Origin of the sequence: Ensifer adhaerens, from assembly GCF_002007205.1 — a bacterium.
GTDB lineage: Bacteria > Pseudomonadota > Alphaproteobacteria > Rhizobiales > Rhizobiaceae > Ensifer > Ensifer adhaerens_D.
On the sequence record NZ_LAZS01000006.1, the window covers coordinates 62,760 to 77,253 of the forward strand.

13 protein-coding genes are annotated in these 14,494 nt (G+C 63.8%); 11 read left to right on the forward strand and 2 right to left on the reverse strand.

The window, feature by feature from the left end:
• Window positions 1-97 precede the first annotated feature (97 nt).
• The 3 genes from XB14_RS12960 to XB14_RS12970 all read left to right on the forward strand — a co-directional run bounded on the left by XB14_RS12960 (window position 98) and on the right by XB14_RS12970 (window position 3,837).
• Window positions 98-1,018 carry a LysR family transcriptional regulator gene (locus tag XB14_RS12960; RefSeq protein ID WP_077962903.1) on the forward strand — a complete coding sequence of 307 codons (921 nt, stop codon included), beginning with the start codon at window positions 98-100 and terminating at the stop codon, window positions 1,016-1,018.
• Between the two features lie 122 nt (window positions 1,019-1,140).
• Window positions 1,141-3,249: a S9 family peptidase gene (locus XB14_RS12965; protein WP_077962034.1), complete on the forward strand. Its 2,109-nt coding sequence runs from the start codon at window positions 1,141-1,143 to the stop codon at window positions 3,247-3,249.
• 69 nt (window positions 3,250-3,318) lie between these two features.
• Window positions 3,319-3,837 (forward strand): DUF1697 domain-containing protein, encoded by a 519-nt coding sequence (locus XB14_RS12970; RefSeq protein WP_077962035.1) that lies wholly within the window; start codon window positions 3,319-3,321, stop codon window positions 3,835-3,837.
• A gap of 114 nt (window positions 3,838-3,951) precedes the next feature.
• On the opposite strand, the gene XB14_RS12975 is transcribed toward XB14_RS12970, so the two are convergent.
• Window positions 3,952-4,569 carry a TetR/AcrR family transcriptional regulator gene (locus XB14_RS12975; protein WP_077962036.1) on the reverse strand — a complete coding sequence of 206 codons (618 nt, stop codon included), beginning with the start codon at window positions 4,567-4,569 and terminating at the stop codon, window positions 3,952-3,954.
• 236 nt (window positions 4,570-4,805) lie between these two features.
• Here XB14_RS12975 and XB14_RS12980 point away from each other — a divergent pair, with 236 nt between their 5' ends.
• The 8 genes from XB14_RS12980 to XB14_RS13015 all read left to right on the forward strand — a co-directional run bounded on the left by XB14_RS12980 (window position 4,806) and on the right by XB14_RS13015 (window position 13,762).
• Window positions 4,806-5,762, forward strand: a complete 957-nt coding sequence (locus tag XB14_RS12980; protein ID WP_077962037.1) for a homocysteine S-methyltransferase family protein — start codon at window positions 4,806-4,808, stop codon at window positions 5,760-5,762.
• Between the two features lie 153 nt (window positions 5,763-5,915).
• Window positions 5,916-7,421 (forward strand): protein adenylyltransferase SelO, encoded by a 1,506-nt coding sequence (locus XB14_RS12985; protein ID WP_077962038.1) that lies wholly within the window; start codon window positions 5,916-5,918, stop codon window positions 7,419-7,421.
• Between the two features lie 434 nt (window positions 7,422-7,855).
• Window positions 7,856-10,189 carry a glucose/quinate/shikimate family membrane-bound PQQ-dependent dehydrogenase gene (locus XB14_RS12990; protein WP_077962039.1) on the forward strand — a complete coding sequence of 778 codons (2,334 nt, stop codon included), beginning with the start codon at window positions 7,856-7,858 and terminating at the stop codon, window positions 10,187-10,189.
• A gap of 104 nt (window positions 10,190-10,293) precedes the next feature.
• Entirely contained in the window at window positions 10,294-10,761 is a 468-nt protein-coding gene (locus tag XB14_RS12995; protein ID WP_077962040.1) for a hypothetical protein, read from the forward strand.
• 255 nt (window positions 10,762-11,016) lie between these two features.
• A complete protein-coding gene (locus XB14_RS13000) occupies window positions 11,017-11,892 on the forward strand; it encodes an alpha/beta fold hydrolase (RefSeq protein WP_077962041.1) in 876 nt (291 codons plus the stop codon).
• 127 nt (window positions 11,893-12,019) lie between these two features.
• Window positions 12,020-12,433 carry a MerR family transcriptional regulator gene (locus XB14_RS13005; protein WP_077962042.1) on the forward strand — a complete coding sequence of 138 codons (414 nt, stop codon included), beginning with the start codon at window positions 12,020-12,022 and terminating at the stop codon, window positions 12,431-12,433.
• Between the two features lie 227 nt (window positions 12,434-12,660).
• Window positions 12,661-13,164, forward strand: coding sequence for a GNAT family N-acetyltransferase (locus XB14_RS13010; RefSeq protein ID WP_077962043.1), 504 nt, complete (start codon window positions 12,661-12,663; stop codon window positions 13,162-13,164).
• Between the two features lie 10 nt (window positions 13,165-13,174).
• Window positions 13,175-13,762, forward strand: coding sequence for a DJ-1/PfpI family protein (locus XB14_RS13015; protein ID WP_077962044.1), 588 nt, complete (start codon window positions 13,175-13,177; stop codon window positions 13,760-13,762).
• A gap of 57 nt (window positions 13,763-13,819) precedes the next feature.
• Here the strand turns inward: XB14_RS13015 and XB14_RS13020 are convergent, their stop codons facing one another.
• On the reverse strand, window positions 13,820-14,494 hold the full coding sequence (locus XB14_RS13020) for a nitroreductase family protein (protein ID WP_077962045.1): 675 nt from the start codon (window positions 14,492-14,494) through the stop codon (window positions 13,820-13,822).

A 14,494-nucleotide genomic window follows, 5' to 3' on the forward strand; every position in this document is an offset into this window, starting at 1 on the left:
ACTATACGGATCGCATCACGGCCAGGTAGGCCATTGCAGCCACCTTCAGAAATAGGCAAAACTATCGAATGATAGAATTTATTCGATGGATGTCATTATGGACACGTTGCGCGGAGTGGAGAGTTTTGTCCGGAGCGTCGAGGAAGGCAGCATCGCTGCGGCCGCGCGAAGGTTGGGGATCACCCCGGCTGCCGCAAGCCAGAACATCGCGCGGCTGGAACGCACGCTCGGAAGCCGGCTGCTCAGCCGCACCACGCGCCAGCTTGGCCTGACCGAGAGCGGCCGGATTTACTACGAACGCGTACGCGGCGTGGTGCATGAGCTGGAGCTTGCGGCCGCGGCCGTTTCGGCGCTGAGCAGCGAGCCGCGCGGCCCGCTCAAGATCGCCTCGTCCGTCGCCTTCGGCCGCCATGTGGTGGCGTCGCTCGTGCCGTCCTTCGCCGCCCGGTACCCTGATGTCTCAATCGAGCTCGTCGTTACCGACCGGGAGATCGATCACATCGGCGAAGGCATCGACATCAGCGTGCGCTTCGGCCTGCAACTGGAACAGGGGCTGATCGCGCGCAAGCTTGCCTCCGTGCCGATGATCATCTGCGCGGCACCTGGCTATCTCGAGCGACACGGCCGTCCGCAACGGCCGGAAGACCTCGCGCACCATGACTGCCTCGTCTACCGCTATGCCGGCCACGGTCGCATCTTTCGCTGGGCATTCAACCGCGACGGCCTGCGTTTCGAGCCGGAACTGAAGGCGACGATCGTCAGCAATGACATCGACACGCTCGCCGAAATGGCGATCGCCGGCGCCGGCATCACCCGGCTCGGCGCCTTCATCGCGGCACCGCTGATCGAACGGGGACTTGTGGTGCCGCTTTTCGGCGGATTGCCGGAGGCTGGCGTGGCCAACACCGACCACGAACCCTTCGATTTCTACGCCTGCTTTGCCGACCGCCAGGCGCAGACCCCGAAAGTGCGGGCGTTCATCGAGCATGCCGCAGAATCGTTGAAAGGGCGCTGGTAGGCGTCACGCAGCGCTGTGCGCGACCGGATCGCGAACCTGATCGTCGGCTCGTTTGCGCTTGATCCCCATCGGCAGGGTCTCTATCTCATTGTCTCCCGCCGCATTGATCCCGGAGACGCATCTTGTCCGTATTCAGCAACCTCCCCGAAGCTCCCGTCGCCGCCAAGAAGCCGGTCAACGACACCCGGCACGGCATCACCCGCACCGACGACTATGCCTGGCTGCGCGCGGACAATTGGCAGGCGATGTTCAAGGATCCCTCGATCCTCGATCCTGATATCCGCAAGCATCTGGAGGCCGAAAACGCCTACATGAACGCGGCGATGGATGACACCAAGGCACTTCAGAAGACGCTGTTTGCCGAGATGCGCGGCCGGATCAAGGAGGACGACAGCTCGATCCCGGTCAAGGACGGTCCCTTCGCCTACGGCCATGCCTATGTCACCGGCGGCGAGCAGCCGCGTTACTTCCGCATTCCCCGTGACGGCGACCACAAGGACGAGGCGATCCGGCAATTGCTGCTCGACGGCGACAAGGAAGCCGAAGGCAAGGCCTATTTCCGCCTTGGCGGGCTCGACCATTCGACCGACCATAGCCTCGGCATCTGGGGTTATGACGACAAGGGTTCGGAATATTTCACGCTTCGGGTGCGCGACCTCGCAACGGGCGAAGACCTGGCAGACGTGATCGAGAACACCGGCGGCGGCGGCGCCTGGGCGCCCGATGGCAAGAGCTTCTTCTACACAGTACTCGACGACAACCACCGCCCGTCGAAGATCTTCCACCATATCCTCGGCACCGCCCAGGCGGACGATCGGTTGGTCTTCGAGGAGACGGATCCGGGCTTCTTCATGTCGGTCGGCGGTTCGCTGCTCGACGACTTCATCTACATCGACATTCACGATCACGAGACCAGCGAGTACCGGCTGCTTTCGACCAAGGATCTCCTGGCTGAGCCGAAGCTCGTCGCCGAGCGCGTCACCGGCCTCGAATACGCGATGACCGAAGGCGGCGACGTCTTCTACATCCTCACCAATGCCGACGGCGCCAAGGACTTCAAGATCGTCGAAGCGCCGGTCGAAGCACCGGGCAAGGAGAACTGGCGCGAGGTCGTGCCACACAAGCCGGGCACGCTGATCCTCAGCCACATGGCCTATGCCCGCCACCTCGTCTGGCTGCAGCGACGCGAAGGCCTGCCGGAGATCGTCATCCGCGACCGCAAGACCGGCGAAGAGCATGCGATCGCCTTTGCGGAAGAAGCCTATTCGCTCGGGCTTTCGGGTGCCGCCGAATACGACACCGACGTCATCCGCTTCTCCTACTCGTCGATGACGACGCCGTCGCAGCTCTTCGACTACGACATGGCGACGCGCGCGCGCACGCTTCTGAAGACCCAGGAAGTGCCCTCCGGCCACAACCCGGACGACTATGTCACCCGCCGCGTCTTTGCGCCTTCCTTCGACGGCACCGGAGTGCCGGTGACGCTGCTTTACCGCAAGGACACACCGCTCGACGGTTCGGCGCCCTGCCTGCTCTATGGCTATGGCGCCTATGGCATCACCATTCCGGCGGGCTTCAACACCAATTGCCTGTCGCTCGCCGACCGCGGCTTCGTCTACGCCATCGCCCATATCCGCGGCGGCAAGGATCGCGGCTTTGCCTGGTACGAAGACGGCAAGATGGCCAAGAAGACCAATACCTTCAAGGATTTCATCGCCGCCGCTGACTATCTGAATCAACAGAAGTTCACGTCCTACGCAAAGATCGTCGCCGAAGGCGGCTCGGCGGGCGGCATGCTGATGGGCGCGATCGCCAACATTGCACCGGAAAAGTTCGCCGGCATCATCGCCGCGGTGCCCTTCGTCGACGTGCTCAACACCATGCTCGACGACACGCTGCCGCTGACCCCGCCGGAATGGCCGGAGTGGGGCAACCCGATCGAGAGCCGCGCGTTCTACGACATCATCGCCGGCTACTCGCCCTACGACAATGTCGGCGCCAAACCCTATCCGGCGATCCTGGCGCTCGGCGGTCTCACCGATCCGCGCGTCACCTATTGGGAACCGGCGAAATGGGTCGCACGGCTGCGCGAGAAGACAACGGGCGGCGAGCCGATCCTGATGAAGACCAACATGGACGCCGGCCATGGCGGCGCCTCGGGACGCTTCCAGCGGCTCGAAGAGATCGCCTTCGAATATGCCTTCGCCATCAAGGTCGCCGGCAAGATGTAATCGGGTCGGGATGAGGAAGGCTGTTCGGTTTTCCCCATCCTGCTCTCATTTGATCTGTGAAAGCCCGCCATGCCCGTTCACGTCGCCCTGCTGCGTGCCGTCAATGTCGGCGGCACTTCCTCGCTTTCGATGGCCGATCTCAAGGCCATCTGCGAGGGGCTCGGCTTTGCCGGCGTGAAGACCTACATTCAGAGCGGCAACGTCCTGTTCCGCTCGGACCTGGCATCGGCGGAAGCAGCCGCGATGCTGGACGACGCGCTTCAGGACAAACTCGGGAAAGCGCCGGGCGTGATGATCCGGACGGGTGCGCAACTGCGGGCGATCGCCGATCGGGCGCCCTTCCCGGACGCAAAGCCCAACCTTCTGCATGTCGTGTTCCTGCGAGATCCGGCGCCGGCCGACGCGCTCGACAGGCTCATCGCCCCCGATGGGGAAGAAGTGCAGATCGCCGGAAGCGAGATCTACATCCACTTCCCGAACGGCTCCGGACGTTCGAAACTCAAACTGCCGGCCGACAAGCCCGGCACCGCCCGCAATCTCAACACGGTGCGCAAGCTCGCCGACCTGGCGCTTGAGATGGAGAGCTGACGCACGGCAATAGCGCAATCCCGGACGGAAAACCGCTCCGCACTTTTCCTGGGACGAGCTTTTGTACGACGCAATCCCGGACGGAAAACCGCTCCGCACTTTTCCTGGGATTGCTCAAGCGGAGGCCGGCTGGAACAGCAGCCGGACGAAGGACCGGAGCACGAGCAGTTGCTGCGGCAGGCTTTCGGGCTGCTTCAGCGCCTTCGACAGGATGATACCGCCTTCGAGCACGGTCGAAACCATGTCGGCAAGCTGGTCGACATCGAGCGCCTCGCGCGGCCGGTAGATGCGCATGATCTCCTCGAACATCGAGCCGAAGCGCCGGCGCCACATCAGCGCGGCCTGCCGGTTGATTTCCTGGATCTCGCGATCGAAGGCGCGCTCCTGGGTGCACATGACGGCGACGAGGCAGCCGGGATGGCCGTTTGGCAGGTCGGCCAGAATCTCCGACAGCATCTTCAGTCCCAGGAGGAAAGCCTGCAACGGATCGTCGGCCAGTTGATGGGCGCGGCCGAAGATCTCGTCGTAAATGCGCTCGTCGTTCTCGATGTAACGTTCGAGCAAGGCGCGCGCGAGTTCGTTCTTGTCCCGGAAATGGTAGAAAAAACCGCTCTTGGTGATGCCGGTCTCGGCGATCAGTTCGTCGATCGAGGTCGCGCCGAAGCCCTTGGCCAGGACCGCAGCCTCGGCAACATCGAGGATTCTCGCCCGCGTTTCCTCACCCTTTCGCATTAGCCGCTCCCTACCATTGGTACGGTTTCCAGCAACAACACGGCGACCAGCCCATAGCGCAGTGACGAGAACTCGACGGTAAGCTACTGATTTTACGACAGTAATTTAGTATATTAGCAATAGTATACCGCAAGTCGCCTAGTTTAGAAGATGATGATAAGGCAGAAATTTACTTGGCTCTGGGGAAAGGAGGCGTCCCCCAGCCCATCAGCAAGACTGAACCGGTGGAGACCGATATGGCCAAGTACAGACGCAGCCTGCCGCTCTTGAAGGGTGGACTGTTCCTGAGTGACGGCGGCATAGAAACGACGCTGATCTTCCATGAGGGCATCGCCCTTCCGCATTTCGCCGCCTTCGTGCTCATTTCGACGGCGGACGGACGCCGACGCCTGCTCGACTACTACAGGCGATACCTCGCGATCGCGCAGCAACACGGCACAGGCTTCGTGCTCGACACACCCACCTGGCGCGCCAGCGCCGACTGGGGCAAGAAGCTCGGCTATGACGCCGCCGCCCTCGCCGAAGTCAACCAGAACGCCATCTACATGCTGGCGGAACTGCGCGCCGAGTACGAACGCCCGCAAGCGCCGATCGTGCTGAGCGGCGCCATCGGGCCACGCGGCGACGGCTATCGCCTGGGCCGCATGGGTGCCGACGAGGCCGAGGATTATCACGCGCCACAGATTTCCGCCTTTGCCGCCAGCGACGCCGATATCGTCGGCGCCTATACGCTGACCAGCATCGACGAGGCGACCGGCATTGCCCGGGCGGCCCAGAGCCACGGCATGCCCTGCTCGATTGCCTTCACGGTGGAAACCGACGGCCGGCTGCCGGACGGCCGCACACTTCAGACCGCGATCGAAACCGTGGATGCGGCGACCGGCGGCTATCCGCACTATTACATGGTCAACTGCGCTCATCCCGACCATTTCGAGGCGAGCCTCGATGCCGAAAGCGCCTGGGTTCAGCGCATCGCCGGCATCCGCGCCAATGCCTCGACCAAGAGCCATGCCGAACTTGACGACAGTGAAACGCTCGATGCCGGGGACCCCATCGACCTCGGCCGGCGCTATCGAACGCTGACGACGCATTTGCCACGATTGCGCATCCTTGGCGGCTGCTGCGGCACCGACCATCGCCACATCGCGGCAATCTGCGAGGCCTGCCTTCCACCGACGGCGCTCAGCGCCTGAGGCGCGTGGCCCCGCCCTCCCAGCCCTCTCGCAAGCAATTGCGGGAGGGCACCCTGCGGTCCCCGCCCTCGCGAAAGCCACACTGCTCGTGTAGACTTACGTCGAAAGGACGGCAGCCGGACCATCCCGGCAGAAGCCGTTGACCGCCCTGTCATGAATTATGTTCCCCCGTCGCCGACCGGAAATGCCGAGGCCTTTGCCTTCGACAACAGCTATGCGCGCCTGCCGCAACAGTTCTTCGCGCGGGTCGAACCGACCCTTGTCGCGGAGCCCTGGCTGATCAAGCTCAACAGGCCGCTCGCCGAGGAACTGGGGCTCGACGTCGCCACGCTCGAGCGCGAGGGTGCAGCGATCTTCTCGGGAAACCGCCTGCCTGCGGGCGCCGACCCGATTGCCATGGCCTATGCCGGCCACCAGTTCGGCACCTTCGTGCCGCAGCTTGGCGACGGCCGGGCGATCCTTATCGGCGAGGTCATCGATCGCAACGGACTGCGGCGCGACATCCAGCTGAAAGGACCGGGCCAGACCCCCTTCTCTCGGCGTGGCGACGGGCGCGCGGCGCTCGGGCCGGTGCTGCGCGAATACATCGTCAGTGAGGCGATGTTTGCGCTCGGCATTCCGACCACGCGGGCGCTTGCCGCCGTCGTTACCGGACAGCCGGTCTATCGCGAACAGATCCTGCCCGGCGCCATCGTGACGCGGGTCGCGGCAAGCCATATGCGCGTCGGCACCTTCCAGTTCTTTGCCGCGCGCGGCGACATGGCGTCGGTAAAGGTCCTTGCCGACTACGCGATCGAGCGCCACTACCCCGACATCAAGAACGATGAACGGCCTTATCTCGCCTTCTTCAAGGCGGTGACTGCGCGCCAGGCGGAGCTGATCGCCCGCTGGCTGCATGTCGGCTTCATCCATGGCGTGATGAACACCGACAACATGACGATTTCGGGCGAAACGATCGACTTCGGCCCTTGCGCCTTCCTCGACGCTTACGACCCGAAGAAGGTCTTCTCCTCGATCGACCAGATCGGCCGTTACGCCTATGCGAGCCAGCCTGCGATCGGGCAGTGGAACCTGGCGCGTCTGGCAGAAACGCTGGTGCCGCTCTTCGACGACAACCAGGACACGGCAGTCGAACTGGCAAACGATGCGCTCGGCGAGTATGGCGCGATCTTCCAGCGCCATTGGCTGGACGGCATGCGGCGCAAGATCGGGGTGGTCACGAACGAGGAAGGCGATCTCGATCTGGTGCAGGCGCTGCTGACGGCCATGCACCAGGGAGAGGCCGATTTCACGCTCACCTTCCGGCGGCTCTGCGACAGCGCCCGCGACCCGGCGACCGACACCGTGCTTGCCTCGACCTTTGCTTCGGCCGAGGCAATCGCGACGTGGCTTCAGGATTGGCGTGAGCGGCTTGGCCGCGAGACGGCGACGCCTGACGAGCGCTCGACAGTCATGAAGAGCGTCAACCCAGCCTATATCCCGCGCAACCACCGGATCGAAGAAGCGATCGTGGCGGCGACCGAGGATGCGGACTTCTCGCTCTTCGAGGCCCTGGTCGAAGTCACCGCCAATCCCTTCGCCGACCAGCCGCAATTTGCCCGCTACCAGGCTCCACCAAGCCCCGAAGAAGAAGTCCAGCGGACCTTCTGCGGTACGTAGGCGCCATCCAGGAACGCGCCGGCACGCCTGCTGCCGGCGGCTCCTGGCCTTTCCACTGAGACAGATTCACCAAACCGCTCTATCCGCCTGTTTTTACAGATGCGCGAGCCGGAGCCCACCCCGGCACGCCCGCGTCACCGGCCGCACGAGCCTCAGCGGAGCCATCCGCCATCGGCTGGCGCATCGCCTTGAGCGCAACCCTATTGCGGGCCTGCGAAAATTGCCGCGGTGCGGAATGTGGCTATTGAAAGGCAGGTGCGGCGCGTTAGGTGCTAACGGGACAGGCGCTCTGCGCCTCCCCGACCGGGCTGCCGCGACATGGCTCGCGACCGCCACTTCCGAAGCCCACCCTGTCTCACGCGGCCCCGGCGAAGGACCGCCGCAATGGAAAAAACCGTGCCACGGCACCGTTCTTCAATGCGGGAGTTCCCACCATGCTCATTCTGACGGTCATCGTCTTTGCTCTCATCGGCCTTGCGCTTGGCGGCGGCGGCGCCAAGCTGCTGATCCTTGGCGGCAGCCCCTATTACCTCGTGATCGGTATCGGCTTCCTGCTGACGGCCGTGCTTCTGTTCATGCGAAAATCGGCGGCGATCTGGCTTTATGCGGTCATGATCCTGGGCTCGCTCGGCTGGGCGATCTCTGAGGTCGGGTTCGACTGGTGGCAGCTTGGCCCGCGCGGCGGCGTCATCGTGCTTTTGGGGCTCTGGCTGCTGTTGCCGGCCGTGCGCCGGCCGCTCGGCTTCGAAAGCCCGACCGGCGCGCGTTATGCCGTGAGTGGCTGGCCGCTCGCCATTTCCGTGCTCGTCGCGATCGGTGTTGCCGGATATGCGATCATGCAGGATCCGCACGATATCCGCGGCGATCTGCCGAGCGATGTGATCGCCGCCAATCCTCCGCTGGGCGGCTCGGTGCCGCCGGGCGAATGGCACCAGTACGGGCGCACCGCCTTCGGCCAGCGCTATTCGCCGCTCGAACAGATCACGCCTGAAAATGTCGCGGGCTTGAGGATTGCCTGGCAATACCAGACCGGCGACGTCAAGCGCCCCGACGACGTGGGCGAGACGACCTATCAGGTGACGCCGCTCAAGATCAAAGATACGCTCTATGCCTGCACGCCGCACAATTGGGCGATCGCACTCGATGCGGCGACCGGCGAAGAGAAATGGAAGTACGATTCCAACTCGGGCATGAACCCGGACCGCCAGCACCAGACCTGCCGCGGCGTCACCTATTGGGCCGACCCGGCCGCCGCCCCCGGCAGCCCCTGCGCCGAGCGGGTCTATCTGCCGACGTCGGATGCGCGCCTGATCGCGCTCGATGCGGCGACCGGTGCGGTCTGCACCAGCTTTGCCGACAACGGCGTGCTGCACCTCGAAACGGGCATGAAGTACAACCCGGCCGGTTATTATTATTCGACGTCGCCGCCGGTTGCGGTTGCCGGCAAGATCATCATCGGCGGTGCCGTCAACGACAACTACTCCACCCAGGAACAGTCCGGCGTTATCCGCGCCTTCGACATCAACACCGGCGCGCTGATCTGGAACTGGGACAGCGGCAACCCTGACGTGACGACGCCGCTCCCCGAAGGCCAGACCTACACCACCAACTCGCCGAACAGCTGGTCGGTCTTCAGCTACGACGAAGGCCTTGGCCTCGTCTACATCCCCATGGGCAATCAGGTACCCGACCAGCTCGGCATGGGCCGCAGCGAGCACGTCGAGAAGTATTCGTCCTCGATCGTCGCGCTCGACATCAACTCGGGCGCGGTGCGCTGGGTGCGCCAGACCGTGCACCACGACCTCTGGGACATGGACGTGCCGGCGCAGCCGGCGCTGCTCGACATCACCAAGGAGGACGGCACTGTCGTGCCGGCGCTGGTCGGACCGACGAAACAGGGCGACATCTACGTGCTCGACCGCAGGAGCGGCGAACCGATCATTCCCGTCGAGGAAGTCCAGGCACCGGGCGGCGCGATCGCGGAGGATTTCACCGCCCCGACACAACCGGTCTCCGGCCTCACCTTCATGCCGGCGCCGCTGCAGGAAAAGGACATGTGGGGCGTCACGCTGTTCGACCAGCTTGCCTGCCGCATCGCGTTCCGGTCGCTGAAGTACGAGGGTCGCTACACGCCGCCGTCGATCGAAGGGACGCTCGTCTATCCCGGCAACTTCGGCACCTTCAACTGGGGATCGGTCGCGGTGGATCCGGAACGGCAAGTGATGTTCGGCATGCCGACCTATCTCGCCTTCACCTCGCGGCTCGTCCCTCGCGACCAGATCCCTCCGAGGGAACAGGACGAGAAGGGTTCGGAGCAAGGCCTCAACCGCAACGACGGCGCACCCTACGGCGTGTTCATGGGCCCTTTCCTCGGGCCGTTCGGTGTTCCCTGCCAGGCGCCGCCCTGGGGTTATGTCGCCGGCGCCGATCTCAGGACCGGCAAGATCGCCTACAAGCACAAGAACGGCACGGTCGAGGACATGACGCCGCTGCCGCTGCCGTTCAAGGTGGGCGTGCCCGGCATCGGCGGGCCGATGATCACCAAGGGCGGCGTCGCCTTCCTCGGTGCGGCGGTCGACGACTATCTGCGCGCCTACGACCTGACGACCGGCCGTCAGCTCTGGGAAGCGCGCCTTCCGGCCGGCGGGCAATCGACGCCGATGAGCTATGCGGTCGGCGACAAGCAATATGTGCTGATCGTTGCCGGCGGCCATGGCTCGGTCGGGACCAGGCCGGGCGACTACATCATCGCCTACACCCTGCCCTGAGGCGCGCGAGGCATCCCTAATTCTCGCTAGGGAGTTGCAACGGCAAGCTCCGCGCAAGCCCGCGACAGCAGCTTCCCCCGGACGACAGATTCCGGGGGATTCCCATGAAGATCGACAACAGCATTTCGAGCTACTATTTCTCCCAACGCCGCCAGCAGGCGGGCACCATCGCGCCGATCGAAGAAAGCGGCGGTGACGCGCGCCCGCGTCAGGCCCCGACGATCGCTCCGCCCTCGACCTCGAACGCGCTTTCCGGCGCGCTTTGGATGACCGCGACCCGCGAAAGCGAAAGCACTGCTTCCATTTCCGAAAAGCAGGGCCCCGCGGCCTCGGATGGCTCGGTCAGCGACGAGTTTCTGCAGGAAGCCAAGAAGAGCCTCGTCGAGAAGATCCGCGAACAGGTCTTGAAGGCGATGGGCCTGACCGAAGGCGAACTCAAGGAGATGGATCCCGAGCAGCGGCAGGCTGTCGAAGAAGAGATCCGCATGGCTGTCGAACGCGCGATGGGTGTCGAGCAGCAGCGCGACGCGGCGACCGCAGATCTCGCCAACGGCGGCGACGACATCCTCTGACAGGGCGGCATGTCCCGGCCGGTTTGTATTGGCCGGCTTGTCTTGGCCGGCTTGTCCCGGTCGAACAATCGATGATATCCAGCAATCCTCAAAGAGGACCAAGATCCGTGCGCCTGATCCGTTAGCGACGTTCATCGCCAGAAAATTCACCGAGCCCGGGCCGCCCTTCGGCGGCTTTTGGCATGGCTTTTTTCCGGCCGCCTGAACGCCTGACATCGGTATGATCGTTCATCGGCCATCGCTGGGATCATCTTCATGACCACCAAAGACGGAATTGTTTCCAAAGCCGGCAGCCTTCGCGCCGGCCCCTTCGACCTTGGTTTTTCGATCGAGGGCAGCGGCATGCCGCTCATCGTCATCGGCAGCGCCATCTACTATCCACGCACATTCTCGAAAGCGCTTCGCGAAAAACTGCGACTGGTCTTCATCGATCACCGTGGCTTCGCGCCGGCCCGAACCGAATATGCCGCCGGCGACATCGGCTTCGACACGGTGCTCGACGATATCGAGCGATTGCGGGCGCATCTCGACCTCGAACATTTTGCGATCCTCGGCCATTCCGGCCATGGCTACATGGCGCTCGAATATGCCAAGCGGCACCCGGAGCGCGTCAGCCACGTGATCATGGTCGGCACCGGCCCGAGCCATTCGGCCCGCCACATGGCGCTCGCCGACCGGATCTGGGAAGAAACCGTTTCGCCCGCGCGCAAGGCGATCTTCGCGCGGGAGATGGCGAGGCTTGGCGACGACATTGCCGCGCGGCCGGAGGAGCGTTTCAAATCGCTGCTGATCCGGCTTGGCGCGAAGAGCTGGCATCAGCCGGACTTCGACGCCGCACCGCTTTGGCAATATGTTACCGTCAACAACCCGGTCTTCGATCATCTCTGGGGAGAGGTCTTTCGCGATATCGATGTCCGCAAGGGTTTGGACAGGCTGGCAGCGCCTGTGCTGCTTGCGCTTGGACGGTCGGACTATCTCGTCGCTCCGGCCTTCGCCTGGGACGACTATCGAGACGATTTCGCGGACCTGACGGTGCGGATCTTCGAGAACAGCGGGCATACGCCGCAGCTGGAAGAAAGCGATCTCTTCGACGAGGTCCTGCTCTCATTCCTCGGCACGGAGCACGGCTAGGCCCGACCGCAATTTGCTTGCGGTTGCATTCGGGAGGGGCCGATACGGCCCCTCCCTCACGCCGGCCATTGACACAGGACAGCACGCAACTATCTATTGCTCCAGAAGCTATAGGTTTGAGGCGAACATGTATTCCATCGGCGATCTCTCCCGGCGCACCGGCGTCAAAATCCCGACGATCCGTTATTACGAGCAGATGGGACTAATCGCAGCGCCTGAGCGTTCGGAAGGCAACCAACGCCGCTACGAAAGAAGCGAACTGGAACGGCTGGCCTTCATCCGCCATGCGCGCGACCTCGGCCTGTCGATCGATTCGATCAAGGACCTGCTCGCCCTCAGCCAGCATCCGGAGCGACCTTGCGGCGAAGCCGACCGCATCGCCAGCGAGCACCTGGCAACGGTGCGCGAGAAGATCGCGCGCCTGAGGAAGCTGGAGCAGGAACTGGAACGCATCGTCGCCTGCGACGGCAACCACACCGTCGGCGACTGCTATGTGATCCGGGCGCTCGCCGACCATTCGATGTGCGAGAGCGAGCACTGAGACTTCGGGCCAAGGAAGGCGTGCTGCGATCGACGGTTAAAAATCCCCGTTGACAAAGTCGCGAAAACGAACAATCTAGCGCCCATGATCAAGAACGCACCCATTTGCCGCGCGTATTTTTGGCTGTTCCGATAGGAGCGGCCTGCTGATCATATTCAACAAGGCCGCCATCAGGCGGCTTTTGTTTTTCCGGCTCCTGATGGCGAGAAAACCCGAGGAGCCGAGACATGCTACAGACCGCCATCCCTTCCCTTCATCCCGTCCCGTCGACGCGGCCGCCGATGGTCACCATCCGATGCGCCAAGCAGCGCGACCTGCCGGAGCTGCGCGACATGATCGCCGAACTCTCGGCCCATCACGGCGACGCAGCACCAATCACGCCGGAACAGCTCGAGCGCGACCTCTTCGGCCGCACGCCCTGGATCACGGCGCTCGTCGCCGAGGCAGGCAACCGGCTGATCGGCTACGCGATCCTGGTGCCGATCTACCGGGCTGCCGAAGGCGCGCGCGGCATGGAACTGCACCACCTCTTCGTTCGCCCTGAAAGCCGGGGCACCGGTATTGGCCGCCACCTCGTTGCCAAGGCGCGCGAGCAGGCGAAGATGGCCGGCTGCGACTTCCTTTCGGTCAGCGCCGCCACGGGCAACTTCCAGGCACACCATTTCTACGAATCCGAACGCTTCGTCCCTCGCCCGGTGACCGGCATGCGCTATATGCAGAAGCTTGGCTGAGGAGTCGCCGATGCGTCTTGCAATCGTACTGTGCGAGGGCTTTGCCGATTGGGAATGTGCGCTGTTGATGGCGGCGGCGCGCACCCATCTCGGCGTCGATATCGAGGTTGCCACCGCCGACGGCGCGCGCGTCACCTCGATGGGCGGCCTTGACGTCTCGGCGCATCTCTCCGTCGATGCCCTCGATCCGGCCGGCTTCGACGGGCTGGTGATCTGCGGCGGCGCGGTCTGGGAGACCAATGAGGCTCCTGATCTCTCCTCGACGATCCGCGCCTTCGACCGCAACAAGCGCGTGGTCGCGGCCATTTGCGGCGGCGTCCATGCTCTTGCAGCATGCGGTATTCTGGATGGTGTCGACCACACCGGCAACAGCGCCGAAAGCCTTGCAGCGCTGCGCGGCTATCGTGGCGGTTCGCACTATCGCAATCAGCCGCAGGCGCTGCGCAGCGGCCATGTCGTTACCGCCGCCGGCACCGCACCGATCAGTTTTACCGGCGAGATCCTGCATGGCCTCGGCCTCGGCTCACCGGAGCTCGACGGTTTTCTCGCGCTCTACGGACGAGAGCATCAGGTGAACGAAAGCGCGAGCATCGGGTAGGCCACCGACCACGAGGGGGCCACTCCGGACAGAAAAAAGCTCCCGGGTTTTCGGCCCCTACAGCCAGTTCGAAATCTGGTCGAGCGGCTTCTTCACCTTGCCGGCAACCGGTACGGTGGCATCAAGCGCCGGATAGCCGACCACCAGGATCAGGAACGGCTTTTCACTGTCCGGCCGGCCGCAGATCTCGTTGAGGAAGTTCATCGGAGCCGGCGTATGGGTCAGTGTCGCAACGCCTGCATGATGCAACGCCGTGATCAGGATGCCGGTGGCGATGCCGACGCTTTCGTTGATGTAGTAGTTCTTTTTCAGATCGCCCGGATTGGGGCCGCCGCGCTTCTGCGAGAAGACGACGATCAGGTAGGGAGCGGTCTCGAGGAAAGGCTTGTCCTCATCGGTGCCGAGCGGCGCCAGCGCGTCGAGCCATTCCTGCGGCGCCTTCTCCCGATAGAAGATGCGCTCTTCCTCCTCCGCCGCGTGACGCACCTCGGCCTTGATCGCGGCGCTCTCGATGACGGTGAAGTGCCACGGCTGATGGTTGGCCCCGCTCGGCGCCGTGCCCGCCGCCTTAAGACAGGTTTCGATTACCCCGCGCGGCACCGGGCGATTGCTGAAATAGCGCGTCGTGCGACGACGATTGACCTCTTCATAGAAGTCGGCGGCGCGGGTCACCATCTCCTCAGGGCTGCGTTCGATCCACTGGTCGTAGGGCACGGTTTCGTGTGGGCGCAT

Excerpts from the sequence above, each read along its gene's own strand:
- XB14_RS12960 (WP_077962903.1), top strand. The coding sequence starts at position 98 with ATGGACACGTTGCGCGGAGTGGAGAGTTTTGTCCGGAGCGTCGAGGAA.
- XB14_RS12970 (WP_077962035.1), top strand. The coding sequence starts at position 3,319 with ATGCCCGTTCACGTCGCCCTGCTGCGTGCCGTCAATGTCGGCGGCACT.
- XB14_RS12975 (WP_077962036.1), bottom strand. The coding sequence starts at position 4,569 with ATGCGAAAGGGTGAGGAAACGCGGGCGAGAATCCTCGATGTTGCCGAG.
- XB14_RS12980 (WP_077962037.1), top strand. The coding sequence starts at position 4,806 with ATGGCCAAGTACAGACGCAGCCTGCCGCTCTTGAAGGGTGGACTGTTC.
- XB14_RS12985 (WP_077962038.1), top strand. The coding sequence starts at position 5,916 with ATGAATTATGTTCCCCCGTCGCCGACCGGAAATGCCGAGGCCTTTGCC.
- XB14_RS12990 (WP_077962039.1), top strand. The coding sequence starts at position 7,856 with ATGCTCATTCTGACGGTCATCGTCTTTGCTCTCATCGGCCTTGCGCTT.
- XB14_RS12995 (WP_077962040.1), top strand. The coding sequence starts at position 10,294 with ATGAAGATCGACAACAGCATTTCGAGCTACTATTTCTCCCAACGCCGC.
- XB14_RS13000 (WP_077962041.1), top strand. The coding sequence starts at position 11,017 with ATGACCACCAAAGACGGAATTGTTTCCAAAGCCGGCAGCCTTCGCGCC.
- XB14_RS13005 (WP_077962042.1), top strand. The coding sequence starts at position 12,020 with ATGTATTCCATCGGCGATCTCTCCCGGCGCACCGGCGTCAAAATCCCG.
- XB14_RS13010 (WP_077962043.1), top strand. The coding sequence starts at position 12,661 with ATGCTACAGACCGCCATCCCTTCCCTTCATCCCGTCCCGTCGACGCGG.
- XB14_RS13015 (WP_077962044.1), top strand. The coding sequence starts at position 13,175 with ATGCGTCTTGCAATCGTACTGTGCGAGGGCTTTGCCGATTGGGAATGT.
- XB14_RS13020 (WP_077962045.1), bottom strand. The coding sequence starts at position 14,494 with ATGCGCCCACACGAAACCGTGCCCTACGACCAGTGGATCGAACGCAGC.